This is a genomic window from Aureimonas altamirensis, assembly GCF_023702225.1.
GTDB classification, from domain to species: domain Bacteria; phylum Pseudomonadota; class Alphaproteobacteria; order Rhizobiales; family Rhizobiaceae; genus Aureimonas; species Aureimonas altamirensis_B.
This window is the reverse complement of record NZ_JAMQCO010000001.1, coordinates 467276-493097: the sequence shown is the minus strand read 5'-3', so window position 1 is coordinate 493097 and position 25822 is coordinate 467276. Positions and strand designations below refer to the sequence as shown.

Sequence of the window (25822 nt, the reverse complement as noted above, 5' to 3'; positions counted from 1 at the left end):
TGGGAGGCCCTCATCCTCATGATCAGACAGGCGCTTCTGGCTGGCGCAGCGTCGCTTCTGGCCCTTGCAGGCCCGGCGGCCGCACAACAGACCCTGACCGTCGCGACGGTCAACAACGGCGACATGATCCGCATGCAGGGTCTGACGCAGGAATTCACCGCGCAGCACCCCGACATCCAGGTCAACTGGGTCACGCTGGAAGAAAACGTGCTTCGCCAACGCGTGACGACCGATATCGCCACGAAGGGCGGCCAGTTCGACGTCATGACCATCGGTACCTACGAGGTGCCGATCTGGGCGAAGAACCAGTGGCTCCTGCCGCTGAACAATCTGGGGGCGGACTACGACGTCGACGACATCCTGCCGCCCATCCGCGAGGCCCTGTCCCAGGACGGGACGCTCTATGCGGCGCCCTTCTATGCCGAAAGCGCGATGACGCTGTACCGCACGGACCTGTTCGAGGCGGCCGGACTGACCATGCCGGAAGCGCCGACATGGCAGTTCATCGCGGAGGCGGCCGAGAAGATCAAGGCGTCGAACCCCGACGTCTACGGCATCTGCCTGCGCGGCAAGCCCGGCTGGGGCGAGAACATGGCCTTCCTCGGCTCGATGGCGCGGTCGTTCGGCGCCAATTATTTCGATGCCAACTGGCAGCCGCAGTTCGAAAGCGAAGGCTGGAAGACGGCCGTCGCCATGTATGTGGACCTGATGACCAAATTCGGCCCTCCGGGCGCCGCGTCGAACGGCTTCAACGAAAACCTGTCGCTCTTCAACCAGGGCCGCTGCGCCATGTGGATGGACGCGACGGTGGCGGCCTCCTTCGTCACCAACCCGAAGGAAAGCCAGGTCGCCGACAAGGTCGGCTTCGCGCCGTTCCCCTGCGGCATCGACAACTGCCCGAACAGCGGCGCCAACTGGTTGTGGGCGTGGTCGCTGGCCATTCCGGCCGGTTCGCAGAAGTCCGATGCAGCGGAGACCTTCATCTCCTGGGCGACGTCCAAGGCCTATCTGGACCTCGTCGCGCAGAAGGAAGGCTGGGCCAACGTGCCTCCCGGCACGCGCACCTCGCTCTACGAGAACAGCGAATATACCAGCGCCGCACCGTTTGCCGCCGCGACGCTGCAGGCGATCAACAACGCCGATCCGGCCATCACCGCGGACAAGCCCTATGTCGGCCTGCAATTTGCCGCCATACCCGAATTCCAGGGGCTCGGCACGGCGGTCGGGCAGCAGATGGCGGCAGCCGTCGCCGGCTCCATGCCGGTAGAGCAGGCGCTCAGCGCGGCCCAGCAGACGGCGGTGCGTGAGATGACGCGCGGCGGGTACATCAAGTAGCACCCGCGCCAGGCCGGCCGCTCCGGGACACTCCCCCCGGAGCGGCCGCACATCCGCCGCGTGCGGCGGGGACATCGTTTCCGACCATCCTTCCGCAAGGGCGGAGCGCCCGCGCCGAGCGCGCGACCGCGACGCCGAACCGCCGGACGAACCGCCATGGCTACCGCAAAGACGCATACGGCCGCCCGGCTGATGCTGGCGCCCTCGGTGATCGCGCTCCTGATCTGGATGATCGTGCCGCTGTCGCTGACCCTGTATTTCTCGACCCTGAACTATAATTTGTTCAATCCGGCCGAGACGCCCTTCATCGGCCTGACGAACTACAGGTTCTTCCTGTCGGACCCGGCCTTCTTCACCGCGCTGCGCAATACGCTGGCTCTCGTCGCGGGTGTCCTCGTCATCACCGTGTGCGGCGGCATCCTGCTCGCCCTGCTGCTGGACCAGGCCTTCTGGGGCGTCAACATCGTGCGCCTGCTGGTGATCGCGCCCTTCTTCGTCATGCCCACCGTTGCCGCGCTGGTGTGGAAGAACATGATGATGAACCCGGTCTACGGCGTGATCGGGCAGGCGCTCAACGCCGTCGGCATCGGCGCCGTAGACTGGTTCTCGGTCGCGCCGCTGACGGCGGTCATCATCATCGTCGCCTGGCAATGGCTGCCCTTTTCCACGCTCATCCTGCTGACGTCCCTCCAGTCGCTGTCGGAAGACCAGCGCGAGGCGGCCGAGATGGACGGCGCAGGCGCCCTGTCGATCTTCTGGTACATCACGTTGCCGCACATGGCCCGCGCCATAACGGTGGTGGTGCTGATCCAGACGATCTTTCTTCTGTCCATCTTCGCCGAAATCTACGTCACCACCAGTGGCGGCCCGGGCCTGCAGACGACCAATATTCCCTACCTCGTCTACAGCCAGGCCCTGCTGCAGTTCGACGTCGGCGGCGCATCGGCCGGCGGTATCGTGGCCGTGGTGCTGGCGAACATCGTCGCGATCTTCCTGATCCGCATCATCGGCAAGAACCTGGAGGCCTGAGACCCATGGCGCGCGCAGTCTCCACCCGCCGCAAGCTGACATTCACCGTCATCGGCTGGCTCGTCGGCCTGCTGATCTTCTTTCCGGTGCTCTGGACGGTCCTGACCTCGTTCAAGTCGGAGCTGGACGCCATCGCGATCCCGCCGAAATACCTGTTCTTCGACTGGACGCTGGAGAATTACGTCGAGGTGAACCAGCGCTCGAACTATTTCCGCTTCATGATGAACTCGGTGTACCTGTCGCTCGGCTCCACCTTCATCGGCCTCCTCTTCGCGGTGCCGGCGGCCTGGGCCATGGCCTTTTCGCCCGGCAAGCGCACCAAGGACATCCTGCTCTGGATGCTGTCCACCAAGATGCTGCCGGCAGTGGGCGTGCTGGTGCCGATCTACCTCCTGTTCCGGGACTTCAACCTACTGGATACCAGGGCCGGATTGATCGGCGTCTTGTTCCTGATCAACCTGCCGATCATGGTGTGGATGCTCTACACCTACTTCAAGGAGATACCGGGCGAGATCCTGGAAGCGGCACGCATGGATGGCGCGTCGCTGCGCCACGAGATCCTGCACGTGCTGGCGCCGATGGCCGTGCCCGGCATCGCGTCGACGGTGCTCCTGTCGGTGATCCTGGCCTGGAACGAGGCGTTCTGGACGCTCAACCTGACCACCACCAACGCCGCGCCGTTGTCGGCCTTCATCGCATCCTTCTCCAGCCCGCAGGGCAATTTCTACGCCAAGCTGTCGGCCGCATCGACGCTCGCCATCGCGCCCATCCTCATCATCGGGTGGTTCTCGCAGAGGCAGCTCGTGCGCGGCCTGACCTTCGGCGCCGTCAAGTGAGGAACCCGGCATGAGTGCGATCCAGCTGACCAACGTCCAGAAGCGGTTCGGGGACGTGACCATCATTCCCGGCCTCGACCTGACCATAGAGGATGGCAAGTTCGTCGTCTTCGTCGGCCCGTCCGGTTGCGGAAAGTCCACCCTGCTGCGGCTGATCGCCGGCCTGGAGGATGTTTCCGGCGGCAAGATCGAGATCGATGGAAAGGACGTCACGGACGTTTCGCCGGCACGGCGCGGCCTTGCCATGGTGTTCCAGTCCTACGCCCTCTACCCGCATATGAGCGTGCGGGCCAATATCGGCTTTCCGCTGAAGATGGCCGGCGTGCCGAAGGCCGAGATCGCCCGCAAGGTGGAAGCCGCCGCCGCCACGCTGAACCTGACCGACTATCTGGAACGCCGCCCGCGCGAACTGTCGGGCGGCCAGCGCCAGCGCGTCGCCATCGGCCGCGCCATCGTGCGAGAGCCGAACGGCTTCCTGTTCGACGAACCCCTGTCCAACCTAGATGCCGCCCTGCGCGTCAACATGCGGCTGGAACTGTCGGAGCTCCACCAGCAACTCGGCACGACCATGATCTACGTGACGCACGACCAGGTCGAAGCCATGACCATGGCGGACAAGATCGTCGTCCTCAACAAGGGCCGGGTCGAGCAGGTCGGCTCGCCGCTGGAACTCTATCGAAAGCCGGCAAACCTATTCGTCGCCGGTTTCATCGGCTCGCCCCGCATGAACTTCCTGAAGGGCGAGTATGCCGCCCGGAACGGCGCCGACACCGTCGGCGTGCGACCGGAGCATTTGGCCATCTCCACCTCGGGGGGCGACATCAGGGGTACGGCGGGCGTCGCCGAGCATCTGGGGTCGGACACGTTCATCCACATCCGGCTGGACAGCGGCGAGCAGGTCACGGCCCGCTCGATCGGCGAGTATCGGGTGGCGCATGGCGACCCGGTCTGGCTGACGCCGGAACAGAACAATCTGCATCGCTTCGATGCCGAAGGCCGCTCCGCCGGCTGACCAAACCCGAACAGTCTAGGACACGCATCATGTATCTCGAGAAGCTGAAACTGGACGGCAAGGTCGCCGTCGTGACGGGCGCCGGCCAGGGCATCGGGGAAGCATGCGCCAATGCCCTCGCCGAGGCCGGCGCGACGGTGATCGTCGCCGATATGGACGGCGAGCGCGTCAGGGGCGCCGTGGAGCGGCTGACCGCCAGGGGCGCCAAGGCCTTCGGCGCCACGCTGGACGTGACCAGATCCGCCGACGTCGCGGCGCTGGCCGACAAGGTGGTGACCGATCACGGCCGGGTCGACATCCTGGTCAACAATGCGGGTGTCGCCAAGTCGGACGTGCGCGCGGAAGACACGAGCGACGAGCATTGGCGGTTCCACATGGACGTCAATGTGGACGGCCTGTTCTGGTGCTGCCGCGAGTTCGGGCGCAAGATGCTGGAGGGCGGTTCGGGCGCCATCGTCAATATCGGCTCGATGTCGGGCTTCATCGTCAACAAGCCGCAGCCGCAGGCCTTCTACAACGCGTCGAAGGCGGCCGTGCACCACCTGACGAAATCGCTTGCGGCGGAGTGGGGCCAGCGCGGCGTGCGCGTCAACGCGGTCGCGCCGACCTATATCGAAACGCCGCTGACGCGCTTTGGTATGGAAGAGAGCCCCGAAATGTATAAGGTGTGGCTGGACATGACGCCGATGGGGAGGGTCGGTCAGCCCGAGGAGATCGCGTCCGTCGTGCATTTCCTGGCTTCCGATGCCTCCAGCCTGCTGACGGGCTCCATCGTCGTCGCCGACGGAGGCTACACCTGCTGGTAAGGGAATGATGGACGCATTCATTGGGGTCGATGTCGGCACGGGGAGTGCGCGGGCAGGGGTTTTCGACGAAAAGGGCGATCTGCTCGGCACCGCCAGGCGCGATATCCGCATCTGGCGGGGCGAGCACGATATCGTCGAGCAATCGTCCGAAGATATCTGGGCGGCCGTCGTGGCATCGGTGCGCGAGGCCATGGCGCAATCGGGCATCCACCCGTCGGCCGTGCGCGGCCTCGGCTTCGACGCCACATGCTCCCTCGTCGTGGTGGGCCCGGGCGGCAAGGGCCTGCCCGTCGGGCCGAGCGAGGATGCGGCGCGCGATATCATCGTGTGGATGGACCACCGGGCGCTGGACCAGGCAGCCCGCATAAACGCGACGGGCCACAAGGTGCTGCGCTATGTCGGCGGCGTCATCTCGCCCGAGATGGAGACGCCGAAGCTCCTCTGGCTGAAGGAGAACCGGCCCGCCATCTTCGCCGATGCCGAGCATTTCTTCGACCTTGCGGATTATCTCACCTTCCGGGCCACGGGCAGCCTGACCCGCTCCGTCTGCACGCTCACCTGCAAATGGACCTACCTCGCGCATGAGCGGCGGTGGGATCCGGATTACTTCCATACGATCGGCCTCGGCGAACTCGCGGAGGAGGGCTTCGCCCGCATCGGAACGGATGTCGTCGACATCGGCGAGCCGATCAGCGGCGGCCTCACCCCGGCGGCGGCGGAAGAGCTGGGGCTGCTGCCCGGCACGGCCGTCGGCGCACCGGCCATCGACGCCCATGCGGGCGGCATCGGCACGCTGGGCGCCAGCCGCGACGGCGTCGCGGCGGAGCCCGCCTCGGAACTCGCCTTCATCATGGGCACCTCGTCCTGCGCCATGGCGGTCACGCGGGAGGCGGCCTTCGTCGACGGCGTGTGGGGCCCATACCGGGATTCGCTCCTGCCGGGTTACTGGCTGCTCGAGGGGGGCCAATCCGCCTACGGCGCCGGGCTCGACTTCCTGGTATCGCTGCATCCCGCCCATGCCGCCGTGCGACAGGCGGCGGAGGCACGCGGCCTGTCGCTGCTCAGCGAACTGGAGCGCCGGGCCATCGAGGCCGCCGGTTCGGTGGAGGAGGCGGCGCGGCTGGCGCGCAGCCTGCATGTCGTGCCCGAGTTCCTCGGCAACCGCTCGCCCGAGGCGGACCCCGCCGCGACGGCCGCCATCACCGGGCTGACGCTGGATGCCAGCGAGAACGCGCTGGTGCGCCTGTTCGTTGCCGGCCTGTGCGGCCTGTCCTACGGCACGGGCGACATCGTCCGGGCCATGGCCGAAAAGGGTGTGGCGCTGGACGCCATCGTCGTGTCCGGCGGCGCGGCGCGCTCGCCTCTTCTGCGGCGCATCCTGTCCGATGCCACCGGCATGCGCGTGGTTCTGCCGAAGACGGCCGAGCCGGTGCTGCTGGGCAGCGCCATCATCGGCGCGGTGGCCGCCCGGGCCTACCCCGACCTGTCCGCCGCCGCCGCCCATATGTGCGGCATCGGGGACGAGACCGTGCCCAACCCGGACCTTGCGGAGTTCCATGCCCGCAAGCGCGCCGCCTACGACATACTCCGCCGGGCGGAGAGAGAGGTCCGCGCGCTGGGCAGATGAGCGTCCAGCGCCCGTGCCGTGCGGCGGACGCCCTCCGCGATGCGGTCCGCCGGGATGGATGAGTAGGCCATCCGGAAAAAGCGGCAGGGGGCGTCCGGGTCCGGAAAGAAGGGTGAGCCGGACTCCACCAGCACGCCGTCGGCGCGCAACTCCTCCACCAGCCGGTCGGCATCCGTGCCGCGCGGCCCTTCGATCCAGAACGAGGTGCCGCCGCTCGCCGCATTGCTGGCGATGTCCAGCCCGGCCGCGGCCAGCGACGCCGCCATGATCTCGTGCCTCTCGGCGTAGGCGAGGCGCATGCGCCGGATGACGGCGTCATAGTGGCCGAGCGCCAGGAAGTAGGCCGCCGTGCGCTGGAGATGTCCGGGCGGATGCCGCAGGATCAGCGCTCGCAACGCCCGCGCCTCCCGGATGACGGGGGCGGGGGCCACGAGATAACCGAGCCGCAGTCCCGGAAAGAGCGATTTGGAGAAGCTTCCGATATAGAAGACGCGTCCGCCGCGGTCGATGGACTTCAGTGCCGGCATGGGCGGCGCCAGAAAGCTCATCTCGAACTCGTAATCATCCTCCAGGATTACGAAATCTCGTCGTTCGGCCTCGTCCAGCAGATGTTGACGGCGCTCCAGCGGCATGCGGACGGATGTTGGGCTCTGGTGGCTGGGCGTCACCACGACGGCATCCAGCCGGGCCGGAAGGTTGCCGGGTGGAAGGCCCATCCGGTCGACGTCGACGCGCCATACCTTTGCGCCGGAATGGTGCAGGGCTGCGAAGATGTCCGGATGGCAGGGGTTTTCGCAGGCGGCGTGCGCGCCGCGCCGCAGGATCAGTTGCACGGCAAGCCACAAGGCGTTCTGCGCGCCCAGCGTGACCAGGATCTCTTCCGGCTGCGCCTTGATGCCCCGCCGCGGCAAGGTGCGCGAACAGATGTAGCTGACGAGCTGCATATCGTCGGCGGCGGCGAAATCGCCGGCCATATGCTCGAAGTCGCCGGGGCTCAGCGCGCGCCGCGCGCAATCGCGCCAGCCGCGCAGGTCGAAGAGCGACCGGTCCATCTGCCCGTACAGGAAAGGGTAGGGATAGCCGTGCCAGTCCAAAGGCTTGCGAATGGGCTTGGCACCGCCGAAACGCTGCTTCAACCGCGCTTCCCAGTCCACCCGGCGGTCCGGCCGCTCCGTTTCCAGCGCCCGGACGCGCTTGACGGGAGCCTGTTCGGATATGCGGAACACCCGTCGCGCGCCGGCTTCTATGTAACCCTGCGCCGCAAGCTCCTGATAGGCGAGCGTCACGGTGATCCGGGCGATGCCGAGATAGCCGGCCAGCCGTCGGGACGACGGCAGCCGCGCGCCCGGAATGAGGCGGCCCGACAGGATGCCGGAGACGAGGGTTTCGCGGATCTGCGACTGCAGGCCGGCCTGCGCGCCGCGATCCACGAAGAAGATGGCTTCCGAGATTTCCGCCATTGCCGTCCCTGGACGGTTGCAACTGGACCTAATGTTGGTTGCATCTGGCTCTATTGTAAAGCGCGGCCCTCGTTAAACTCCGACGTGTGTTCAAGCATGACCGGCAAGATCGACCAACCATTCGTACTGGAGGGCACCTATCCATGCGCGTATCGTTTCGGGGTATCGTCAGGGCAGCGATGACGGCGGCGGCAATCGGCCTCCTGTCGGGCGCGGCCAGTGCCCAGACAAATGTCGTCGTCGGCTATCAGCAGATCGTGGGTCCGTTCCTTTCGGCCATCGCCGATGGCCGGTTCGATGCCGCGGCCGATGAGGCAGGCTACACGATCGACTGGCGGCAATTCTCGTCGGGCGGCGATATCTCCACCGCGCTGGCTTCGGGCAACGTTGCCGTGGGGGTGCTCGGCTCTACCGGGACGACCGCCGCCGTGACGCGCGGAGTCGACCTGCAACTGTTCTGGATCCTCGATGATATCGGCCGTTCCGAGGCGCTTGTGGCGCGCGAGGGGTCGGGCATCGAAAGCCCGGCCGACCTGAAGGGCAAGCGTGTCGGCGTGCCTTTCGTATCGACCTCGCACTTCCACCTGCTGGTCGCCATGCGCAATATCTGGGACATCGATCCGCGCGAGGTTTCCATACTCAACATGCAACCGCCGCAGATCGTGGCGGCATGGCAGCGCGGCGATATCGACGCGGCCTATGTATGGCCGCCGGCCCTGTCCGAGATCGAGAAGACGGGCACGGTCATCGCCGACTCCGGCGAGATCGGCAAACAGAGCGTGCCGACATTCGACGGGCTCGTCGTCTCCACCGAGTTCGCGGAGGAGAACCCGGAATTCATGAAGGCGTTTACCGGGGTACTGGCTGCGGCCTATGCCGACTACGCGGCAAACGGCGCATCCTGGACGGCCCAGTCGCCCGAGGTGGAGGGCATGGTCCGGCTGATCGGCGGCAATCCCGACGATGTGGTGGGCGCGCTGAAGCTTCTCGCCTACCCGACGCGCGAGCAGCAGATATCGCAGGCCTGGCTTGGCGGCGGCGCGCTGAAGGCCCTGCAGGAAAGCGCCACCTTCCTGAAGGACCAGGGCCAGATCGACGCCGCCTTGTCCGACTATGCGCCCCATGTGAACGCTGCGTTCGCGCAGGAAGCCGAATAGCCGTCCGGGCGACGCGAAGGAAGCACCCCGATGACGACGCTCAGGGTCCGCAATGTAGGCCTGATCTATCCCGGCCTCGACGACGACGACGAGATCGTCGCGCTCAAGGGCGTGAACCTGACGATGGAGAGCGGCGATTTCGTCGTCGCGCTCGGAGCCTCGGGTTGCGGGAAGACGACGCTGCTCAACCTTCTGGCCGGTTTCCTCGCGCCGACCAGCGGCGACATCATGCTGGGTGGCACGGAGGTGACCGCGCCGGGCGCGGACCGGGGCGTCGTCTTCCAGAAGCACGCCCTGCTGCCGTGGCTGAACGTCATGGACAACACCGCCTTCGGGCTGAAACTGCAAGGTGTGCCGAAGGCCGAACGGCAGGAGCGGGCGGCGCGCAACCTGGAACTCGTCGGGCTCCAGGATTTCCACAACCACATGATCTACCAGCTTTCGGGCGGCATGCAGCAGCGTGTCGGCATCGCCAGGGCGCTGACCTGCGACCCCGCGATGCTGCTCATGGACGAGCCGATGGCTGCGCTCGACGCCCTGACGCGTGAGACGATCCAGGAATTGCTGCTGAAGGTGTGGGACCTGACGGGCAAGATGGTCTTCTTCATCACGCACAGCGTGGAGGAAGCCTTGTTCCTGGGATCACGGCTGATCGTCATGTCGCCGCGGCCGGGGCGCATCACCCATACCTACGATCTCGACTTCAACCGGCGTTATCTGGCCAGCGGCAACGCGCGCGAGATCAAGTCCAGCCCGGACTTCATCGCCATGCGCGAAGTGTTGCTGAACATCATCTATGGCGACGAGCGCGCCAATGCCGCGCTGGAAGTCGAGCTTCGGGAGACGGCCGATGTCTAGTCAGATCAGCGACGTCGGCGAGGCGCCCCGCGCCGCGCCGGCCGGCAGGCCGCGCCGCCGCAGCGGCTATTACGGCGCCCCGGGGCAGGGCAACTCGGCCCATATCAGCATCGCGACCGCCATCGTGCTGTTCCTGGTCTGGCTGGGGATCACGCAGATGGGGCTGGTCAAGCCGCTGTTCCTGCCCTCGCCGCTGGCGGTCTGGAACAAGTTCGTCATCGCCATGACGGATGGTGTCGCCAACTCCACGCTGACGGAGCATGCGGCCGCCAGCCTCGGACGCGTCATGGGCGCTTTCCTTTTGGCCTGCCTGACGGCCATACCCGTCGGCGTCCTGATGGGCGTCAACCGGGTGGCGCGGGGGTTGTTCGACCCCATCATCGAATTCTATCGTCCGCTGCCACCGCTGGCCTATCTGCCCCTGGTCATCATCTGGCTCGGCATCGGCGAGTTTCCCAAGGTCTTCCTGATCTACCTCGCCATCTTCGCGCCCATGGCCATCGCGGCGCGGGCAGGGGTGCGCTCGGTGCAGGTGGAACAGATCCATGCGGCCTACGCCATGGGCGGCACGCGGCTGCAGATCATCTGGCACGTCATCATGAAGGCTGCCCTGCCCGAGATCTTCACCGGCATGCGCATCGGCATCGGCGTCGGCTGGACGACGCTGGTCGCAGCCGAGATGGTGGCTGCCGACAGGGGCCTCGGCTTCATGGTGCTGAACGCCGCCCAGTTCCTGGCCAGCGACACGGTGGTGATGGGCATCATCGTCATCGGCGTCTTCGCCTTCGCTTTCGATCTGTTGGTCCGCGCCGCCGAACGCCGGCTCGTACCGTGGAAGGGCCGCGTCTGACGCGGCGCCTTCGGGAGGAGACAATCACATGACCGACAAGCAGACCATCGCCGGCGCCGACGATCTCGCGGCGTTGTTCGATGCCTTCAACCGCCACGACCGGGACGGCATCATGCGCTTCTTCGCACCGGACGCCATCTTCAATACCGTCGCCGGGCCGGAAGCGCATGGCAGCCGCATCGAGGGCGAGGAGGCCATCGGGGCTGCCTTCGAGGCCGTCTGGAGCGCCATGCCCGATGCGCGCTGGAAGACGCTGTCGCATTTCGTGGCGGGGGACCGTGCCGTGTCCGAATGGCTGTTCACCGGAACAGCGGCGGACGGCAGCCGTATCGAGGCCGAAGGCGCCGACATCTTCACGCTGAGCGGCGGCCTCGTCGCCGTCAAGCAGGCCCTGCGCAAGAACCGTCCGGCCCTGGCGCCTGCGATGGCGACCGCGATGGAAAGGGCGTAAGGCGATGGAACTGCCCCCCGACGCATTCCGGCCGCGCCCGCAGCCCTACGATCCGGCCTACGATCCAGTCCATGCGCGGGATCCCGGCTGCAACCGCGACTACGCGCCCACCTACTGGATCGCGACGGCCGGCGCGCCGCCCGAGGACGATGGTCCGGTCACGGGCGACATGGATGTCGACGTGGCGATCGTCGGATCCGGTTATACGGGCCTGTCCGCGGCCATCCATCTTGCGCGGGAGCACGGCATCAAGGCGGTGGTGCTGGAAGCCAACCGGACCGCCTGGGGCTGCAGCACGCGCAATGGCGGGCAGGCCCAGATTTCGGCGGGGCGGCTGAAGCGTTCGCAATGGGTGGAGGCATGGGGCGTCGAAACGGCGTTGAAGCTGCACCGCGAGATCGCCGAAGGGTTCGACCTGTTCCGCAGCCTGATCGCGGAACTGGACGTTGATGTCGAACCGCAGGATGGCGGGCACCTCTATATCGCCCATCGCGCGCGGCTGATGCCGGCACTGGAGGCCGAATGCCGCCTGATGAACGGAACGTTCGGCTACGGAGCGCGCATTCTTTCGGGCGCGGACGTCAAGCGCGAGCATGTCGGCGATCGTGAAGCGGCGGGCGCGCTGTGGGAGCCCGACGGCATCGGCGTCCATGCCGGCAAGCTGGCCTTCGGCTACCAGCGGCTGGCGCGCCGGCTGGGCGCGAAGGTCATGACGGCAAGCCCGGTGCTGGACATCGTCGGGCGGGGCAGCCTGCAGCACCTGCGCACGCCCGGCGGCACGGTGCGGGCCCGGCGCGTGGCCATCGCAACGGCCGGCTACACGCCGCCGGCGATGTACCGGCCGACACGCCATCGGCTGATGCCCATCCTGTCCAATTCGGTGGTGACGCGCCCGCTGGACGAAAGCGAGATCGCCGCGTGCAATTTCCGCACCCGCATGGTGCTGACCGACACGCGGACACTGCGCCACTATTACCGCCTGCTGCCCGACAATCGCGTGCAGATCGGCAGCCGCAGCGCCGTCACCGGCGCCGACGCGCCGAACCCGAAGCATCTGAATCTTCTGCTGGAAGGCCTGTTCCGAAAGTTCCCCGCCTTGCGTGGCATACCGCTGGATTATTCCTGGTGGGGGTGGGTCGATGTCAGCCATGACATGATGCCGCGCATCGTGCAGGCCGAGCCGGATGCCCCGGTTTTCTATGCCATGGGATATGGCGGCAACGGCGTCATGTATTCCGCGCAGGCAGGCAGGCGCCTGGCGCAGCTGGTGGCCGGGCAGGCGCTGGACCTGACCCTGCCCATCTTCGCCTCCGCCCTGCCGTCGCACGGCCTGTTGACGCCCTTCCGCCGCATAGGGCAGCGGCTGATGTACCAGGTGTATCAGCGCAGGGACGAGGCCGCCTGAGGCCGTTCAGTCATCGTCGGAAAAATGGTGGGACAGGCTGTCGATACGGCCCGTCAGCTCGGCCAGCTCGGCGGTCAACTGGGCCTGGATGGCAGCGGCGACCTCGGGATACTCCTCCAGCAGGCGGCGGAACAACTGCCGCCCGATGCGAATGACTTCGCTGTCCTGCGTCGCGACCGCAGTGGAGTGACGCCGCGTCTCGGCGATCAGCGACAGCTCGCCGATCAGCGTACCGGGGCCGACGGAGCCGAAGAGGTCTCGCTTGTCGCGCGACATCAGCGAGATTTCACCCGATACGATCACGAAGCCGCCATCGGCGCGGGCCTCTTCCCGAAACAGGGTTTCCTGCGCCGACAACCAGCGGTGCTCCGCGCCGAAGGCAAGCAGGCGAAGCTGCTCGCGCGTCATGTTCGCGAACAGGGGCACGGTGCCGAGAAGGGCGATATCGCTTTCCAGTCCCATCGATGCTGGGCCAACTCCGGTCGGTTCTTGCGTGTCCGAGTCGGCAGCCTAGTCGCAATGTCCTTCCAAAGCGTCAAGATGGCACGTCAGCAAAAAGCCCGCCGGATGGGCGGGCCTCGATCTTCAGGGCATCAGCTTGTAGCCGCCGGCCTCGGTGACGATCAGCCTGGCGGCGGATGGCTCCGGCTCGATCTTCTGTCGAAGACGATAGACATGCGTTTCGAGCGTGTGGGTGGTGACGCCGGAGTTGTAGCCCCACACCTCCTCGAGCAGGACATCGCGGGTGACGACGCGGCGATCGGCCCGGTAGAGGTAGCGGATGATCGCCGTTTCCTTCTCGGTCAGGCGGATCTTGCCGCCCTTGTCGTCCATGAGCATCTTCTGGCTTGGCTTGAAGATGTACGGCCCGACCTGGAACGTCGCGTCCTCGCTCTGCTCGTGCTGGCGCAACTGGGCGCGGATGCGCGCCAGAAGCACCGCGAAGCGGAAGGGCTTCGTGACGTAATCGTTGGCGCCGGCTTCCAGCCCGAGGATCGTGTCCGCGTCGGCATCCTGTGCCGTCAGGATGATCACCGGTGCCTTGAACCCGGACTTGCGGAGCAGCTTGACCGCCTCGCGTCCGTCCATGTCGGGAAGGCCGACATCCATGACCACGAGATCGATAAGGCCCGCACGCGCCGTCGCGATACCCTTGGCGGCGGTCGGCTCTTGAAGGACGTTGAACTCCTCGTAGAGCGACAATTGCTCCGCCAGGGTCTGCCTCAGGTCGTCGTCGTCGTCGACTATCAGGATACTGCGTGCGTTCATGAATACTCGTTGGTCAGGATGATGTCAGGTTGCATTGCTATGCTTGCGATCGGGGCCCGATCACGGCGTACTCCATATTATGTGTGTGCAGACAGGGCATTTTTCCAGCCGAGGCAATGCAAAAACGCTTGATTGACAAGGTTATCATCGTACGCCGCGCACCGGGCAGGCCGACACGGGGCATCATCGCCGCCGGGCCGCTGGCGATACCGTGCGCCCTCGGCCGATCCGGCATCGCCACCCGCAAGCGCGAAGGCGACGGCGCCACCCCCGCCGGGTCCATGCGCCTTCTGTCCGCCTTCCGGCGCAAGGGGCGGCTCACGGCGCTCAGGCCGGCGCTGCCGCAGCACTGGACGCGGCCCTTCGACGGCTGGTGCGATGCTCCCGCCCACGCCGCCTACAACCGGCCGGTGCGGCTGCCGTTTCCGGCCAGCGCTGAGACCTTGCAGCGCACCGACCGCCTGTACGATTTCGGCGTGGTGACAGATTTCAACATGACGCGCCGTATGCGCGGCGGCGGCAGCGCCATCTTTCTGCACATAGCCCGCGAGGGCTATGCGCCTACGGAAGGCTGCGTTGCCGTTTCGCCGGCCGACATGATGCGGTTGCGCCCGTGGCTGCGGCGCGGGACGCGACTTATCGTCCGGGCCTGACGCCGGAACCGCCGTCCCTGCCGTCCATTGCTGTGATGAAGCGGCACGGATTGCAGGGTGAGGCACGATGGACGGACAACGCAAGGCCGACAAGGTCGAGGTCGAAGACTACGACAGCCCGACGGGCGGCTGGGGCTCCGTCGAGTCGCTGGCGCGCTACAGTGCGCGCGAGGGCATCGGCAGCCCGGCGCTGTGGGCCAGCCTGTACCGCCAGAACAAGCCGACGGGCTTTGCCTGCGTTTCGTGTTCCTGGGCGAAACCGGCGACGCCGCACCGCTTCGAATTCTGCGAGAACGGCGCCAAGGCCACTATCTGGGAGCAGACCCACCACCGCACCGACAGGGATTTCTTCGCCAGCCATCGGGTAAGCGCCCTGCGGGAATGGTCGGACCACGATCTGGAGCGTCAGGGGCGGCTGACGCATCCATTGCGCTACGATGCCTCGCTGGACCAATACGTTCCCGTCGCCTGGGAAGAGGCCTTCGCCGCCATCGGGCGCGAGCTGGCGGCGCTGGACCCCCGGTCCGTCATTTTCTACGCGTCGGGGCGGGCTTCGCTGGAAGCCACCTACATGTACCAGCTCTTCGCGCGCGTCTACGGCTCGCAGAACCTGCCCGACTCTTCCAACATGTGCCACGAATCCACGTCCGTCGGCCTGCCGAAATCCATCGGATCCCCGGTCGGTACGGTCACCATCGAGGATTTCGACAAGGCCGACATGATCTTCTTCTTCGGCCATAATACAGGCACCAACGCGCCGCGCCTGCTGCATCCGATCCAGGAAGCGCGCCAGCGCGGAGTGCCGGTGATCGTCTTCAACCCGCTGCTGGAACGTGGCCTCATCCGCTTCAAGAACCCGCAATCGCCGGCCGAGATGCTGTCGCCCGGCGAGGGGACGCGCATGAGCTCGGACTATCTCCAGCTTCGCGGCGGCGGCGATATGGCCGCCATGACGGGTATCGCCAAGGCGCTCTTCGACATCGAGGCGGCGGGCGGCGAAGCCGGCGCCAAGGCGGTGGACCGCGCCTTCATTGCGCAGCATGGCCACGGCTTCGAAGAATTCGAGGCTTTCGTGCGCGATACCGGCTGGGACGAAATCACCAGGCGCTCGGGCCTTGCAAGGGATGCGCTGGAAGACGTCGCACGGCGCTATGCGCGGGCGCAGCGCGTCATTGCCAATTACGGAATGGGCCTGACGCAGCACCGGCACGGTGTCGGCAATGTGCGGATGCTGGCGAACCTTCTCTTGATGCGCGGCCAGATCGGCAAGCCGGGGGCGGGCATATCGCCCATTCGCGGCCATTCCAACGTGCAGGGGCAACGCACCGTGGGCATGACCGAAAAGCCGGAGCTGGCCCCGCTGGATGCATTCGCCGAGTTCTACGGTTTCGAGCCGCCGAGGGCCAAGGGCCTGGATACGGTCGAGGCCTGCGAGGGTATCATCGACGGCAGCGTGAAGGCGTTCATCGGACTGGGCGGAAACTTCTCGCGCGCGGTTCCGGAGACAGCCCTGATCGAAGAGAAATGGCGCGGCCTGCGGCTGCATGTGCAGATCGCCACCAAGCTGAACCGCAACCATCTCCTGCCGGGGGAGGTCACCTACCTTCTGCCCTGCCTGGGGCGGATCGAGCGCGATACGCAGGCCGGCGGCGACCAGACCGTGTCCGTGGAGGATTCCACGGCCTGCGTCCACGCCTCGTTCGGCCGGCGCCCGCCGGCTTCGCCGACGCTGCTTTCGGAGCCGAAGATCGTGGCCGAGCTGGCAAAGGCGACGGTGCCGGGCCGCAGCAGCATCGACTGGGACGGCTGGGTGGCGGATTACAGCGTCGTCCGCGACGAGATCGCGCGCGCCTATCCGAAGGATTTCCACGATTTCAACGCGCGGTTCCGGCAGCCGGGCGGCTTCCACCGCGACATCGCCGCCTGCCGGCGGGAATGGAATACCGATACCGGCAAGGCCAATTTCTACGTGCCGGAGACGCTGGACGTGGACCCGAATATCGATACGACGGGATACGACGTCTTCAACCTGATGACCGTGCGTTCCAATGACCAGTTCAACACCACGGTCTACGGTATGGAAGACCGCCTGCGCGGCATCAGCGGTACGCGCCGCGTCGTCTTGATGAACCGGGCCGACATGGAGCGGCTGGCGCTCAACGACCAGGATTTCGTGACGTTGGAAACCCATGCCGACGATGGGGTGGAGCGGCGCGTCGGCAATCTTCGCGTCCACGCCTTCGCCGTGCCCCAGGGTGACGTCGCCGGATATTATCCGGAGTTGAACTGCCTGATCCCCCTTTGGCACCACGCGAAGGAGAGCCATGTGCCTGCCGCCAAGAGCGTGCCGGTGCGCATCGTCAAATCCGCGGCGCCTCAGCCGGCATAGCGGTATATGTCGACCCGTTTGACCTCCGAATCTTCCAGCGCGTGCGTCACCGGCACGCGGAAGGTGGCGAGATGGCGGAGCCTTTCCCGGGGCAGGTAGGCACGCCCCGGATCGCCGACGAGGATGTCGACACCTTGCTGCAGCAGCGTATCGAACCAGGGTATGATCGCCTCGGCGAAGCTCCTGTCGTAGAAGACGTCGCCAGCCAGGAGGCTATCGGCTTCGAGGCGCGCGCCCACGGTATCCTGCAACCTGGTTTCGACCGTCACGCCGTTGAGCCGCATGTTGAGGTCGATGGCGGCCTCGGCGAAAGGGTCGATATCCACGGCGGTCACGCGCGCCGCACCGGCCTTTGCGGCCGCTATGGCGACGAGGCCGGAGCCGCTTGCGAAATCCACGATCCTTCGCCCGGCAACCTCCGCAGGATTGTCTAGGATGTAGCGGGCCAGCCCTTGCCCGCCGGCCCATGCGAAGGCCCAGAAGGGCGGCGGCAGGCCCATGGTCGCCAGCTCTTCCTCGGATGAGTGCCATAGCGCATGGGCATCGTCGGCAAGGTGGAGGCGGAGTTCCGGTACATGCGGCGGAATCGCGATGGCCGTGTTGGCTTCGATAAAGCGCCGCGCACGATCAGGCGAATATGGCGTGATCATCGGAACCCGAACCCCGATCCGTCACTTTCCCGCATGACACATCCAAACGAGGAGTTAGACATGCTGAAGGGTGGTTTGCTTTGGTTGATCGGAATCCCCATCCCGATCATCATCATTCTCTGGCTCTTCGGCTTCCTGTCGTAGAACACGTCTCGCCCCGGTCCTGAAACGGCCGGGGCGATGTCGTTTCAGGACGACATGGCCTTGGCGGGATCGAGCTCACCCATCCGGCAGATCGCCTCGAACTCGGCCTTGCCGACCGGCTGCACCGACAGCCTGGAATTGGTGACGAGCACCATATCCTTCAGCTTCGGCTCCGCCTTGATCTCGTCCAGCGTCACCGGCCGCGGCATGTCCATGACGGCCTTGACGTCGACGCATTCCCAGCGCGCGTCGTCCGTCGTCGAATCATGATGCGCCTCGGCCACCACTTCGACGATCCCGACGACGGCCTTGCCCTCGTTGGAATGGTAGAAGAAACCGCGCTCCCCGACCTTCATCTCGCGCATGAAATTGCGCGCCTGATAGTTGCGTACGCCATCCCATTCCTGGCCGGCGTCGCCCTTCGCCTTCTGCATCTCGAACGACCATTTGAACGGCTCGGACTTGAACAGCCAGAAGGCCATCACTGCTGCTCCGGATTGTTCACCGACCAGTTCCAGCGGCGGATGGTGACGCCCGAGAACAGGCCTGCCTTTGCATAAGGGTCCCCCTCGGCGATCCTGCGGGCCTCGTCCTCGCTGGCCGCTTCCACCACGACGAGGCTGCCATTCGGCTTCTCATTGGCCAGGAAAGGGCCGGCGAACTTCAGCACCGGCCCAAGGCCCTTGAGGTAATCGAGATGGGCGGCCCGCGTTTCGGCCCTCAGGGTGCCGGCATCCGGGCGGTCTTCACAAAGCAGCGCATAAAGCATGATCGGATCCTTCTTTCGGTTCGGAGCTGTCAGTCCGTCTCGCGTTTCAGGGGGCGCGACAGAAGCGCCCGGATGGCGTCGTCCAGCGACACCGCGCCCTCCAGCACATCCGCGACGGTCTGGATGATGGGGGCCTCGATGCCGTGCTGGCGGGCAAGCCGCGCCGCGATGCTGGCGGAATGGACGCCCTCGGCCAGCTTCAGCGTGGTCAGGTCCTCTCCGCGTCCGAGGGCTGCCCCATAGGCGAAGTTCCGGGACTGGTCGCTGGAACAGGTCAGCACGAGATCGCCGAGGCCGGACAGACCCATCAGCGTTTCGGTCCGCGCGCCGAGAGCCTCTCCCAGGCGGCGCAGTTCCACGAAGCCGCGCGTGATGATGGCCGCCCCGGCGGAGGGTCCCATGTGCCGCCCGGCGATGGCGCCGGCGGCCAGCGCAAGCACGTTCTTCAATGCGCCGCCTGCCTCCACGCCGACGATGTCGCTGGAGGCATAGATGCGCAGCGTGTCGCCCGACAGCACCGCGGCGAGCCTGTCGGACAGATCCACGTCCTCGGCAGCCAGCGTGACGGCGGTCGGCAGGCCGCGCGCCACGTCATGCGCGAAGCTGGGCCCGGACAGGACGGCCAGCGGCTGGTCGGGCAGTTCTTCGGCCACGACCTGCGAGGCGAAACGCCCGGTGCTCTTTTCGATGCCCTTGCTGCACAGGACCAGCGGTAAGCCGGCCGGCAGGAAGCTCTTCAACTCCCGCGCAAGGTTTCGCAGCGTCTGCGCCGGCACGACGATCAGCGCCATCCCGGCGCCATCGAAGGCGGCCTCGAGGTTGTCGGTCGCCGACAACTCAACCGGCAGTCCGACGCCCGGCAGGTAGGCCGGGTTCTCGTGCGTCCGGTTGATGGCGTCCACCGTTTGCCGCTCGCGGGCATAAAGCGTCACGTCATGCCCGTTGCGGGATGCGACGGTGGCCAGCGCCGTGCCCCACGCCCCTCCGCCGATCACGGCGATCCTGCGGCGTTCCGTCATGCCTTCGCTCCCCTCTTGCCGAAGCCCAGCATGGGCGCGGCGTCTTCATCCAGCGGCCAGCGCGGCCGTATCGCCCCCGTATCGCCGGTAAGGCCGGCTTCGATCCGCTCCAGCCCGGCATAGGCGATCATCGCGGCATTGTCGGTGCATAGTGCCGGCGGCGGCGCGACAAGCCGTACGCCGTGGCGCCGCCCGGCCGCCTCCAGCACGGCACGGATGGCGCCATTGGCCGCGACGCCGCCCGCCACCGCCAGGACGGGGTCCGCAAGGTCGGGCCGTTCCGCGCGCAACCGGGCCAGTGCCCGTTCCACCCTGTCGCCCAGGCTTTCCGCCGCGGCCTGCTGGAAACCGGCGCAGAGGTCCGCCACGTCGCCCTCGGACAGGGGGCTGGCTGCCTCCGCCGCCTGGCGCAGGGCCGTCTTGAGGCCGGAGAAGCTGAAATCGAGCCGGCTTTCGCCCTTCATCGGGCGCGGCAGGCGGAAGCGCGCCGCGTCGCCCGCAAGGGCCATCCGTTCCACCGCCGGGCCGCCGGGATGGGGCAGGCCCAGAAGCTTTGCGGTCTTGTCGAAGGCTTCGCCCAAAGCGTCGTCGATGGTCGTGCCCCAGCGCTCGTAGGAGCCGAGGCCGCGCACCATGAGGATCTGCGTGTGGCCGCCGGATACGAGCAGCAGGAGATAGGGATAGGACAGGCCATCCGTCAGGCGGGGCGTCAGCGCATGGCCTTCCAGATGGTTGATGCCGATGAAGGGCAGGCCGGCGGCGGCGGCGATGGCCCGCCCCGTCATGGCGCCCACGATCAGCCCGCCGATCAGGCCGGGGCCGGTGGTGGCCGCCACCACGCAGACGTCGCCCAGCCCCAGGCCGGCCTGTGCCAGGGCGGCCCGCACGATGCCGTCTATCGCTTCGACATGGGCGCGCGCGGCGATCTCCGGCACGACGCCGCCATAGGCGGCATGGTCTTCCACCTGGCTGTAGACGACGTTGGACAGGATGCGGCAGGCGCCATCGGCATCGCGCCCGGTGATGCTGGCGGCGGTTTCATCGCAGCTCGTCTCGATGCCAAGCACCCAGCGCCCGCCGGCTGCGCGGGCGGTGTGGCCGGCCATATCCGGTGATGCGGCGGCATGCTGCAATGGCGATATCCCTTTTCCGTCAGGTGCCGACATAGCGTCTTGCAACGCAAAGCGCCACCGCTGCGCGAAGTGCCGGTGGGCCGGCCGCCATTTTGCTTGCATTCGACAGGCAAGGTGCGGCATTCCGGGCCGCATGACAGAGGCTTACCCCATCCGCATCGGTACGCGCGGCAGCAAGCTGGCCCTGGCGCAGGCACAGGAGGTGCGCGCCCGGCTCATGAAGGCCCATGCGCTGCCGCAGGATGCCTTCGCCATCGAAATCTTGTCCACCGCGGGCGACCGCATCCAGGACAGGGCGCTTTCGGAAGTGGGCGGCAAGGGCCTGTTCACGCAGGAGATCGAGGACGGCCTCGGTGAGGGCAGGCTGGACATCGCCGTCCATTCGTCCAAGGACATGGCGACGACGCTGCCGCACGGGCTTCGCATCGGCGCCTTTCTGCAGCGGGAGGACGTGCGCGACGTCTTCATCGGGCGCCGTGCGCCGCGCCTCCAGGACCTGCCGCCCGGCGCTGTGGTCGGCTCGGCCTCGCTGCGGCGTCAGGCGTTGATCCGGCGCATGCGGCCCGATCTGGAGGTCATCATCTTCCGTGGCAACGTGCAGACGCGTCTGGCCAAGCTGGAGGGCGGCGCGGCCGATGGCACGCTCCTGGCCATGGCCGGGCTCAATCGCCTCGGCATGGCGGATGTCGCAACGCAGGTTCTTGATCCGGAGACGTTCCCGCCGGCGCCGGGGCAGGGCGCCATCTGCATCGAATGCCGTGTCGGCGACACGCGGGTGGAGCGGCTTATCGCGCCGCTCGACCATGCGCCGACGCATGCGGCGCTGACGGCGGAGCGCGCCTTCCTGCGGCGGCTGGACGGGTCCTGTCGCACGCCCATCGCTGCGCTGGCGCGGCTGGAGGGCGAGGGGTTGAGCCTTCACGGCATGATCCTGACGCCGGACGGCACGCGCATGTTCGAGGGCCGGCTGTCCGGTGCGGTGGCGGATGCGGCGCTGCTTGGCGACGCGCTCGGCTCCACGCTGCTGGACCGGGCCGGCCCCGATTTCTTTTCCGGTTGGGGCGGGTGATGCGGGTCCTGCTGCTGCGCGAGGCGACGCGTGCGGCGGAGACTGCCACGAAACTTCGCGCGCACGGGCTGACGCCGCTTCTCTTGCCGCTGGAAACGGTGGAGGCGCTGTCGCCGCCGCCAGCCAATGGCCGCTTCGACATTCTGGTGGCGACGAGCGCCCATGCGCTGCCCTGGCTGAAGCGGCATTACCCTCCCGACGGGCGCGCGCTTTACGCTGTAGGCCCGGCCACGGCCGCCGCCGCCAGGCGATTCGGCTATGCCGACGTTACGGCGGCGGCCGGCAACGCCGCCTCGCTGGCCGGCCTGCTTTCCCGACGGGCAGGCGGCCGGAGCATCCTTTATGCCGCAGGCCTGCCCCGGCGCCCCGATCTGGAGCTTGAACTGACGCAGGCCGGGCTGGACTTCACCACGGCGGATGTCTACCGCGCCGGCACCCGGCAGCCCCTGCCAGGCGAGGTGGAAGCCGTCTTGGGCGATACGCCGCCCGATTGCGTAATGCTTCTTTCCGCCGGACAGGCCGAGGCCTTCGAACGGCTTCATGCCCGCTTCGGCGACAGGGTGGGCGCGGGACCCCTGTTCTGCCTGTCGGAGCGGATCGCGGCGTCGGTTTCGCCCAGCCTTCGGCGCAATTGCGTCGTTTCTGCCATGCCGGCCATGGACAGCCTGATCGAAGCGGTGCGGCGGTATCGTTGCACTCTGCCGTGACGGCGCTACATGCAGGAACGCGAATGCCCGGCCCCGATGGCGTGGCCGGGTTGACGGCGCAGGGGTCGATGCGGACTCTTTGCGCAGGATCGAGATCGAGGGGCCGGCGGTAGCCGGTTCGACAAGGGAACGGAGCAAGCGCATGGCGAATCGTCCGCGGCGGTCGAAGACGAGCGACAGGACCGCCCCGAAGACCATCGACTCGGTGGCGGAGGGCGAAACCACTGCCGAAGGCGCATCGCCGGTCGATGAGTCGAATCCGGCCGAAGAGCCCGTGACGAAGCAGGAGCCCGCCCCGAAGCCGGAGACGCGCCTTCCGGCGCCCAGCCAGCAGCCACCGGCCGCCGCCGAGGAGGGCGTGGCCGCCCAGGCGGCGTCGCAGGACCGGGCCCGTCCCGCGCCGAAACCGGAAACGGCGGCTACGGCCAGGCCCGATGTGGCGGCCGACGCACCCACCGACAGCGCCGCCGACGCCTTTGCCGCCGAGGAAGGATTCACCCGGCCGTTGTCCGAGGCCGATCTGTCCGAATTCGAGGACGACGAGACGGTGCTCTCGGCCGCCGCACCCGATGCTGCCGCCCCGCCCGAGGCCGCACCCTATAGCGAGCCGGAGATCCATCCCGCGCCGCCCACCACCGGCTCCCTCGTAGGGGCGGCCGTGGGGGGCGCCGTGATCGCGCTCGTCGGTGGCGGCATCCTTCTTTATGCCGGCCTTTTGCCGGGGCTGCCCGTTGCGCAGCCTGCCGCTTCGCAATTCGCTTCCGCCGGCGAGGTGCAGCGCCTTTCCGGAGACGTATCCGCCATGCGCGAGGCGGTGGAACAGATCCAGTCCGCGCAGGCCGCAGGCGGCGCCACGACTTCGCCCGTGTCGGCAACTGATTTTTCGGCCCTGTCGGATCGCGTCGCAGCGGCGGAGCGTACGCTGCAGAACGGCACGACCGCTTCCGGCGATCTGGCGACCGGGCTGGACGACGTCCGCTCTTCGATCGACCAGGTGCGCCAGGCGGCCGACGCCGCGCAGCAGGCCGCCACCAGCGCGGCCGACACGGCCAACAGCGCCAGCGAGGCGGCGACTGCCGCGCGCGACGAAGCGCAACAGGCCGGGCAGCAGGTCGCCTCGATCGGCAGCCGGATGGACGCCATCGAATCGTCCAACCGCAATGCCGCCATCGCCTTGTCCGCCGCGGCGCTGAAAGCGGCGATCGACCGGGGCGGAGCCTTCATGCCGGAACTGGAGGCCTATGCGCAGGCCAGCGGCGGCGGCGAGGCGGTGGACGCCCTGCGCGACAGCGCCGCCGGCGGCGTAGCGACACTGGCGCAACTGCAGGCCGACTGGCCGGAACTGGAGCGCACGCTGCTTCTCGCGGTTCGTCCGGAAACGGCGAACGCGCCTGTGGGTGACCAGTTCATCGCGGGGCTTCGCTCCCTCGTCACCGTGCGCCCCGAAGGCGAGGCCAGCGCGACCGCCGAGGGGCCGGAAGGCGCGGTGGCGCGCATGGATTCGGCCCTGCGGCAGGGCGACCTTTCCGCGTTTCTGTCCGAGCGTTCGACGCTGTCGGAACCGGCGCAGCAGGCGAGCGCCGATTTCGCAGCCCGGGTCGAGGCGCGCCGGCAAGCTGGCGAACTGGTCGATGGCGCGCTGACCGATGCCCTGAACGCAACCGCCCCGACCACGGAGTGAGGCCAAGACATGCTGCGTATTCTCGCGTTCTTCCTTCTTGTCCTCGCCGCCGGCCTCGGCTTCGCCTGGCTGGCCGACAATCCCGGCACGGTCAGCATCGTCTGGCAGGGCCAGGAGTTGCGCACGAGCTTCATGGTGCTCGTCATCGCCCTGGGCCTCGTCGTCGTGGGCGCCGTGCTTCTGTTCTGGCTGTTCCAGTCGCTGTTCGGCGCGCCCGACAGGATCGGCCGCTTCTTCGACATGCGCCGTCGCGACCGGGGCTATCGCGCTCTGTCCAACGGCATACTGGCCGCCGGCGCCGGCGATGCCGTGACCGCGCGGCGCATGGAGCGGCAGGGGCAGAAACTCCTGTCGTCCGAAAAGGAGCCGCTGTTGCGCTTTCTCGACGCGCAGACCGCGATGATCGAGGGCGACCATGCCCGCGCCCGGCGTGTGTTCGAAACCATGGAGGGCGATTCCGACACGCGGCTTCTTGCGCTGCGCGGCCTCTATCTGGAGGCGGAGCGCTCCAGCGACATGACGGCCGCGCGCCATTACGCCGAGCAGGCGGTGCGCATCGCCCCGCATGTGCCGTGGGCAGGCAATGCCGTGCTGGAACTGAAGGCTGCGGAAGGGGATTATGACGGGGCGCTCGCCATATTGGAGGCGCAGCGCAATTCCCGCCTGATCGAGCGGTCGGAAAGCCACCGCCAACGCGCCGTCCTTCTGACGGGCAAGGCTATCGCCCTGTCGGATTCCGACCCGGCCGCCGCCCGTACCGCAGCGCGCGAAGCGCAGAAGCTGCAGCCCGATTTCACCCCGGCCGCGCTGGTTGCCGCGAAGGCGCTGGTGCGCCTCGGCGATAATCGCAAGGCGCAGAAAATCCTCGAATCCTCGTGGCGGGCCGAGCCGCATCCCGATGTCGCCGCTGCCTATGTCCATCTGAACGCCGGCGACAGCGCCGAGGAACGCCTGAGGCGGGCGCAGCGCCTGGCCGGCTATCACCCGGACCATCCGGAATCGCATCTCGCGGTCGCGCATGCCGCCTTCGAGGCGCGCCATTACCCGCTGGCCCGAACCGAGGCGGAGACCGTCGCCGCCAGGACCCCGCGCGAGAGCGTCTATCTTCTGCTCGCCGATATCGAAGAGGCCGAGGGCGGCCCGGAGGGCCGCGTCCGCGCCTATATGCAGCGGGCCCTGCGCGCGCCGAAGGACCCGGCGTGGACGGCCGATGGCGTCGTCTCGCGCGAGTGGCGTCCCTTCTCTCCCGTGACGGGCAAGATCGACGCCTTCAAATGGAAGGTGCCGATGGAAGCCGAGGCCGGGGATGGTGCGCTGCTGGAGGACGTTCCCCTGCCGCCCCGCCACGAGATCGAGCAGGCGCCGGCAACGGCCGAGGCCGACGACGACAGATCGGCAGTGGAGCCCGCCGCTGCCAACGATGCGGACGCTCCGCCTTCCGGCGCGGACGGCGAGACTTACGAAGCGCGCAAGGAAGCGCGGTTCAATTGATTTCGTCGCTGGAACGCGCGAT

26 protein-coding genes are annotated in these 25822 nt (G+C 67.4%); 18 read left to right on the top strand and 8 right to left on the bottom strand.

Features of this window, described 5'->3' with window-relative positions; all coding sequences use genetic code 11:
• The first annotated feature begins 18 nt into the window (after positions 1 to 18).
• The 6 genes from NDN16_RS02385 (at position 19) to NDN16_RS02360 (ending at position 6645) form a co-directional block, all read left to right on the top strand.
• On the top strand, positions 19 to 1335 hold the full coding sequence (locus tag NDN16_RS02385) for an ABC transporter substrate-binding protein (RefSeq protein WP_251111999.1): 1317 nt from the start codon (positions 19 to 21) through the stop codon (positions 1333 to 1335).
• A gap of 156 nt (positions 1336 to 1491) precedes the next feature.
• Positions 1492 to 2364, top strand: coding sequence for a carbohydrate ABC transporter permease (locus NDN16_RS02380; RefSeq protein ID WP_251111998.1), 873 nt, complete (start codon positions 1492 to 1494; stop codon positions 2362 to 2364).
• A gap of 5 nt (positions 2365 to 2369) precedes the next feature.
• A complete protein-coding gene (locus NDN16_RS02375) occupies positions 2370 to 3200 on the top strand; it encodes a carbohydrate ABC transporter permease (RefSeq protein ID WP_251111997.1) in 831 nt (276 codons plus the stop codon).
• Between the two features lie 10 nt (positions 3201 to 3210).
• The gene (locus NDN16_RS02370) at positions 3211 to 4212 is read left to right on the top strand and encodes an ABC transporter ATP-binding protein (protein ID WP_251111996.1); all 1002 of its coding nucleotides are present in this window, start codon (positions 3211 to 3213) and stop codon (positions 4210 to 4212) included.
• A gap of 29 nt (positions 4213 to 4241) precedes the next feature.
• Positions 4242 to 5018 carry an SDR family NAD(P)-dependent oxidoreductase gene (locus NDN16_RS02365; RefSeq protein WP_251111995.1) on the top strand — a complete coding sequence of 259 codons (777 nt, stop codon included), beginning with the start codon at positions 4242 to 4244 and terminating at the stop codon, positions 5016 to 5018.
• Between the two features lie 4 nt (positions 5019 to 5022).
• Complete coding sequence (locus tag NDN16_RS02360) at positions 5023 to 6645, top strand: FGGY-family carbohydrate kinase (RefSeq protein WP_251111994.1); 1623 nt, start codon at positions 5023 to 5025, stop codon at positions 6643 to 6645.
• Here the strand turns inward: NDN16_RS02360 and NDN16_RS02355 are convergent.
• Positions 6594 to 8105, bottom strand: coding sequence for a PLP-dependent aminotransferase family protein (locus NDN16_RS02355; RefSeq protein WP_251111993.1), 1512 nt, complete (start codon positions 8103 to 8105; stop codon positions 6594 to 6596). The two genes, NDN16_RS02360 and NDN16_RS02355, sit on opposite strands and share 52 nt — an antisense overlap.
• A 143-nt stretch (positions 8106 to 8248) precedes the next feature.
• Between NDN16_RS02355 and tauA the strand changes: the two genes are divergently transcribed.
• From tauA to NDN16_RS02330, 5 genes are read left to right on the top strand one after another with little or no spacing between them, the layout of a single operon-like run.
• Entirely contained in the window at positions 8249 to 9262 is a 1014-nt protein-coding gene (tauA, locus tag NDN16_RS02350; protein ID WP_435301034.1) for a taurine ABC transporter substrate-binding protein, read from the top strand.
• 30 nt (positions 9263 to 9292) lie between these two features.
• Complete coding sequence (locus NDN16_RS02345; RefSeq protein WP_251111992.1) at positions 9293 to 10120, top strand: taurine ABC transporter ATP-binding protein; 828 nt, start codon at positions 9293 to 9295, stop codon at positions 10118 to 10120.
• Positions 10113 to 10970 (top strand): ABC transporter permease subunit, encoded by an 858-nt coding sequence (locus NDN16_RS02340; RefSeq protein WP_251111991.1) that lies wholly within the window; start codon positions 10113 to 10115, stop codon positions 10968 to 10970. The genes NDN16_RS02345 and NDN16_RS02340 overlap by 8 nt, the downstream gene beginning before the upstream one ends.
• Positions 10971 to 10998: 28 nt before the next feature.
• A complete protein-coding gene (locus NDN16_RS02335) occupies positions 10999 to 11421 on the top strand; it encodes a nuclear transport factor 2 family protein (protein ID WP_251111990.1) in 423 nt (140 codons plus the stop codon).
• Between the two features lie 4 nt (positions 11422 to 11425).
• Entirely contained in the window at positions 11426 to 12826 is a 1401-nt protein-coding gene (locus NDN16_RS02330; RefSeq protein ID WP_251111989.1) for an NAD(P)/FAD-dependent oxidoreductase, read from the top strand.
• A gap of 6 nt (positions 12827 to 12832) precedes the next feature.
• Here NDN16_RS02330 and NDN16_RS02325 read toward each other — a convergent pair whose 3' ends face one another.
• Together NDN16_RS02325 and NDN16_RS02320 are read right to left on the bottom strand one after the other, a co-directional pair.
• Positions 12833 to 13288, bottom strand: a complete 456-nt coding sequence (locus NDN16_RS02325; RefSeq protein WP_251111988.1) for a Crp/Fnr family transcriptional regulator — start codon at positions 13286 to 13288, stop codon at positions 12833 to 12835.
• Positions 13289 to 13411: 123 nt separating this feature from the next.
• Positions 13412 to 14095 carry a response regulator transcription factor gene (locus NDN16_RS02320; protein ID WP_039188110.1) on the bottom strand — a complete coding sequence of 228 codons (684 nt, stop codon included), beginning with the start codon at positions 14093 to 14095 and terminating at the stop codon, positions 13412 to 13414.
• A 128-nt stretch (positions 14096 to 14223) separates the two neighbouring features.
• Between NDN16_RS02320 and NDN16_RS02315 the strand changes: the two genes are divergently transcribed.
• Together NDN16_RS02315 and NDN16_RS02310 are read left to right on the top strand one after the other, a co-directional pair.
• On the top strand, positions 14224 to 14748 hold the full coding sequence (locus NDN16_RS02315) for a L,D-transpeptidase family protein (RefSeq protein ID WP_251111987.1): 525 nt from the start codon (positions 14224 to 14226) through the stop codon (positions 14746 to 14748).
• A gap of 67 nt (positions 14749 to 14815) precedes the next feature.
• Positions 14816 to 17137, top strand: a complete 2322-nt coding sequence (locus NDN16_RS02310) for an FdhF/YdeP family oxidoreductase (protein WP_251111986.1) — start codon at positions 14816 to 14818, stop codon at positions 17135 to 17137.
• Here NDN16_RS02310 and NDN16_RS02305 read toward each other — a convergent pair.
• Entirely contained in the window at positions 17125 to 17787 is a 663-nt protein-coding gene (locus NDN16_RS02305) for a class I SAM-dependent methyltransferase (protein WP_251111985.1), read from the bottom strand. The genes NDN16_RS02310 and NDN16_RS02305 overlap by 13 nt on opposite strands.
• On the opposite strand from NDN16_RS02305, the gene NDN16_RS02300 reads away from it, so the two are divergent.
• On the top strand, positions 17674 to 17931 hold the full coding sequence (locus NDN16_RS02300; protein WP_251112099.1) for a hypothetical protein: 258 nt from the start codon (positions 17674 to 17676) through the stop codon (positions 17929 to 17931). The genes NDN16_RS02305 and NDN16_RS02300 overlap by 114 nt on opposite strands.
• 44 nt (positions 17932 to 17975) lie before the next feature.
• Here the strand turns inward: NDN16_RS02300 and NDN16_RS02295 are convergent, their stop codons facing one another.
• Genes NDN16_RS02295 through tsaD form a run of 4 tightly spaced genes read right to left on the bottom strand, consistent with a single transcriptional unit; the run spans position 17976 to position 20825 of the window.
• Positions 17976 to 18413, bottom strand: coding sequence for an EVE domain-containing protein (locus NDN16_RS02295; RefSeq protein ID WP_251111984.1), 438 nt, complete (start codon positions 18411 to 18413; stop codon positions 17976 to 17978).
• The gene (locus tag NDN16_RS02290; RefSeq protein WP_251111983.1) at positions 18413 to 18700 is read right to left on the bottom strand and encodes a YciI family protein; all 288 of its coding nucleotides are present in this window, start codon (positions 18698 to 18700) and stop codon (positions 18413 to 18415) included. Before NDN16_RS02290 ends, NDN16_RS02295 begins: the two co-directional genes overlap by 1 nt.
• A gap of 29 nt (positions 18701 to 18729) precedes the next feature.
• Positions 18730 to 19719, bottom strand: coding sequence for an NAD(P)H-dependent glycerol-3-phosphate dehydrogenase (locus NDN16_RS02285; protein WP_251111982.1), 990 nt, complete (start codon positions 19717 to 19719; stop codon positions 18730 to 18732).
• Positions 19716 to 20825, bottom strand: a complete 1110-nt coding sequence (gene tsaD / locus NDN16_RS02280; protein ID WP_251112094.1) for a tRNA (adenosine(37)-N6)-threonylcarbamoyltransferase complex transferase subunit TsaD — start codon at positions 20823 to 20825, stop codon at positions 19716 to 19718. The genes NDN16_RS02285 and tsaD overlap by 4 nt, the downstream gene beginning before the upstream one ends.
• Positions 20826 to 20985: 160 nt before the next feature.
• Between tsaD and hemC the strand changes: the two genes are divergently transcribed.
• From hemC to NDN16_RS02260, 4 genes are all read left to right on the top strand, one after another.
• The gene (hemC, locus tag NDN16_RS02275; RefSeq protein WP_251111981.1) at positions 20986 to 21921 is read left to right on the top strand and encodes a hydroxymethylbilane synthase; all 936 of its coding nucleotides are present in this window, start codon (positions 20986 to 20988) and stop codon (positions 21919 to 21921) included.
• The gene (locus NDN16_RS02270; protein WP_251111980.1) at positions 21921 to 22628 is read left to right on the top strand and encodes a uroporphyrinogen-III synthase; all 708 of its coding nucleotides are present in this window, start codon (positions 21921 to 21923) and stop codon (positions 22626 to 22628) included. Before hemC ends, NDN16_RS02270 begins: the two co-directional genes overlap by 1 nt.
• 142 nt (positions 22629 to 22770) lie before the next feature.
• The gene (locus tag NDN16_RS02265; RefSeq protein WP_251111979.1) at positions 22771 to 24309 is read left to right on the top strand and encodes a hypothetical protein; all 1539 of its coding nucleotides are present in this window, start codon (positions 22771 to 22773) and stop codon (positions 24307 to 24309) included.
• A 9-nt stretch (positions 24310 to 24318) separates the two neighbouring features.
• A complete protein-coding gene (locus tag NDN16_RS02260) occupies positions 24319 to 25800 on the top strand; it encodes a heme biosynthesis protein HemY (RefSeq protein ID WP_251111978.1) in 1482 nt (493 codons plus the stop codon).
• The last annotated feature ends 22 nt before the right edge of the window (positions 25801 to 25822 follow it).

Coding starts and splice junctions, on each gene's coding strand:
- NDN16_RS02355 (WP_251111993.1), bottom strand. CDS start 8,105: ATGGCGGAAATCTCGGAAGCCATCTTCTTCGTGGATCGCGGCGCGCAG.
- NDN16_RS02365 (WP_251111995.1), top strand. CDS start 4,242: ATGTATCTCGAGAAGCTGAAACTGGACGGCAAGGTCGCCGTCGTGACG.
- NDN16_RS02260 (WP_251111978.1), top strand. CDS start 24,319: ATGCTGCGTATTCTCGCGTTCTTCCTTCTTGTCCTCGCCGCCGGCCTC.
- NDN16_RS02370 (WP_251111996.1), top strand. CDS start 3,211: ATGAGTGCGATCCAGCTGACCAACGTCCAGAAGCGGTTCGGGGACGTG.
- NDN16_RS02345 (WP_251111992.1), top strand. CDS start 9,293: ATGACGACGCTCAGGGTCCGCAATGTAGGCCTGATCTATCCCGGCCTC.
- NDN16_RS02340 (WP_251111991.1), top strand. CDS start 10,113: ATGTCTAGTCAGATCAGCGACGTCGGCGAGGCGCCCCGCGCCGCGCCG.
- NDN16_RS02310 (WP_251111986.1), top strand. CDS start 14,816: ATGGACGGACAACGCAAGGCCGACAAGGTCGAGGTCGAAGACTACGAC.
- NDN16_RS02330 (WP_251111989.1), top strand. CDS start 11,426: ATGGAACTGCCCCCCGACGCATTCCGGCCGCGCCCGCAGCCCTACGAT.
- NDN16_RS02325 (WP_251111988.1), bottom strand. CDS start 13,288: ATGGGACTGGAAAGCGATATCGCCCTTCTCGGCACCGTGCCCCTGTTC.
- NDN16_RS02265 (WP_251111979.1), top strand. CDS start 22,771: ATGGCGAATCGTCCGCGGCGGTCGAAGACGAGCGACAGGACCGCCCCG.
- NDN16_RS02290 (WP_251111983.1), bottom strand. CDS start 18,700: ATGCTTTATGCGCTGCTTTGTGAAGACCGCCCGGATGCCGGCACCCTG.
- tauA (WP_435301034.1), top strand. CDS start 8,249: ATGCGCGTATCGTTTCGGGGTATCGTCAGGGCAGCGATGACGGCGGCG.
- NDN16_RS02320 (WP_039188110.1), bottom strand. CDS start 14,095: ATGAACGCACGCAGTATCCTGATAGTCGACGACGACGACGACCTGAGG.
- NDN16_RS02270 (WP_251111980.1), top strand. CDS start 21,921: ATGCGGGTCCTGCTGCTGCGCGAGGCGACGCGTGCGGCGGAGACTGCC.
- NDN16_RS02300 (WP_251112099.1), top strand. CDS start 17,674: ATGGGCATCGTCGGCAAGGTGGAGGCGGAGTTCCGGTACATGCGGCGG.
- NDN16_RS02295 (WP_251111984.1), bottom strand. CDS start 18,413: ATGGCCTTCTGGCTGTTCAAGTCCGAGCCGTTCAAATGGTCGTTCGAG.
- NDN16_RS02375 (WP_251111997.1), top strand. CDS start 2,370: ATGGCGCGCGCAGTCTCCACCCGCCGCAAGCTGACATTCACCGTCATC.
- NDN16_RS02385 (WP_251111999.1), top strand. CDS start 19: ATGATCAGACAGGCGCTTCTGGCTGGCGCAGCGTCGCTTCTGGCCCTT.
- NDN16_RS02335 (WP_251111990.1), top strand. CDS start 10,999: ATGACCGACAAGCAGACCATCGCCGGCGCCGACGATCTCGCGGCGTTG.
- NDN16_RS02305 (WP_251111985.1), bottom strand. CDS start 17,787: ATGATCACGCCATATTCGCCTGATCGTGCGCGGCGCTTTATCGAAGCC.
- tsaD (WP_251112094.1), bottom strand. CDS start 20,825: ATGGCCGGCCACACCGCCCGCGCAGCCGGCGGGCGCTGGGTGCTTGGC.
- hemC (WP_251111981.1), top strand. CDS start 20,986: ATGACAGAGGCTTACCCCATCCGCATCGGTACGCGCGGCAGCAAGCTG.
- NDN16_RS02380 (WP_251111998.1), top strand. CDS start 1,492: ATGGCTACCGCAAAGACGCATACGGCCGCCCGGCTGATGCTGGCGCCC.
- NDN16_RS02360 (WP_251111994.1), top strand. CDS start 5,023: ATGATGGACGCATTCATTGGGGTCGATGTCGGCACGGGGAGTGCGCGG.
- NDN16_RS02285 (WP_251111982.1), bottom strand. CDS start 19,719: ATGACGGAACGCCGCAGGATCGCCGTGATCGGCGGAGGGGCGTGGGGC.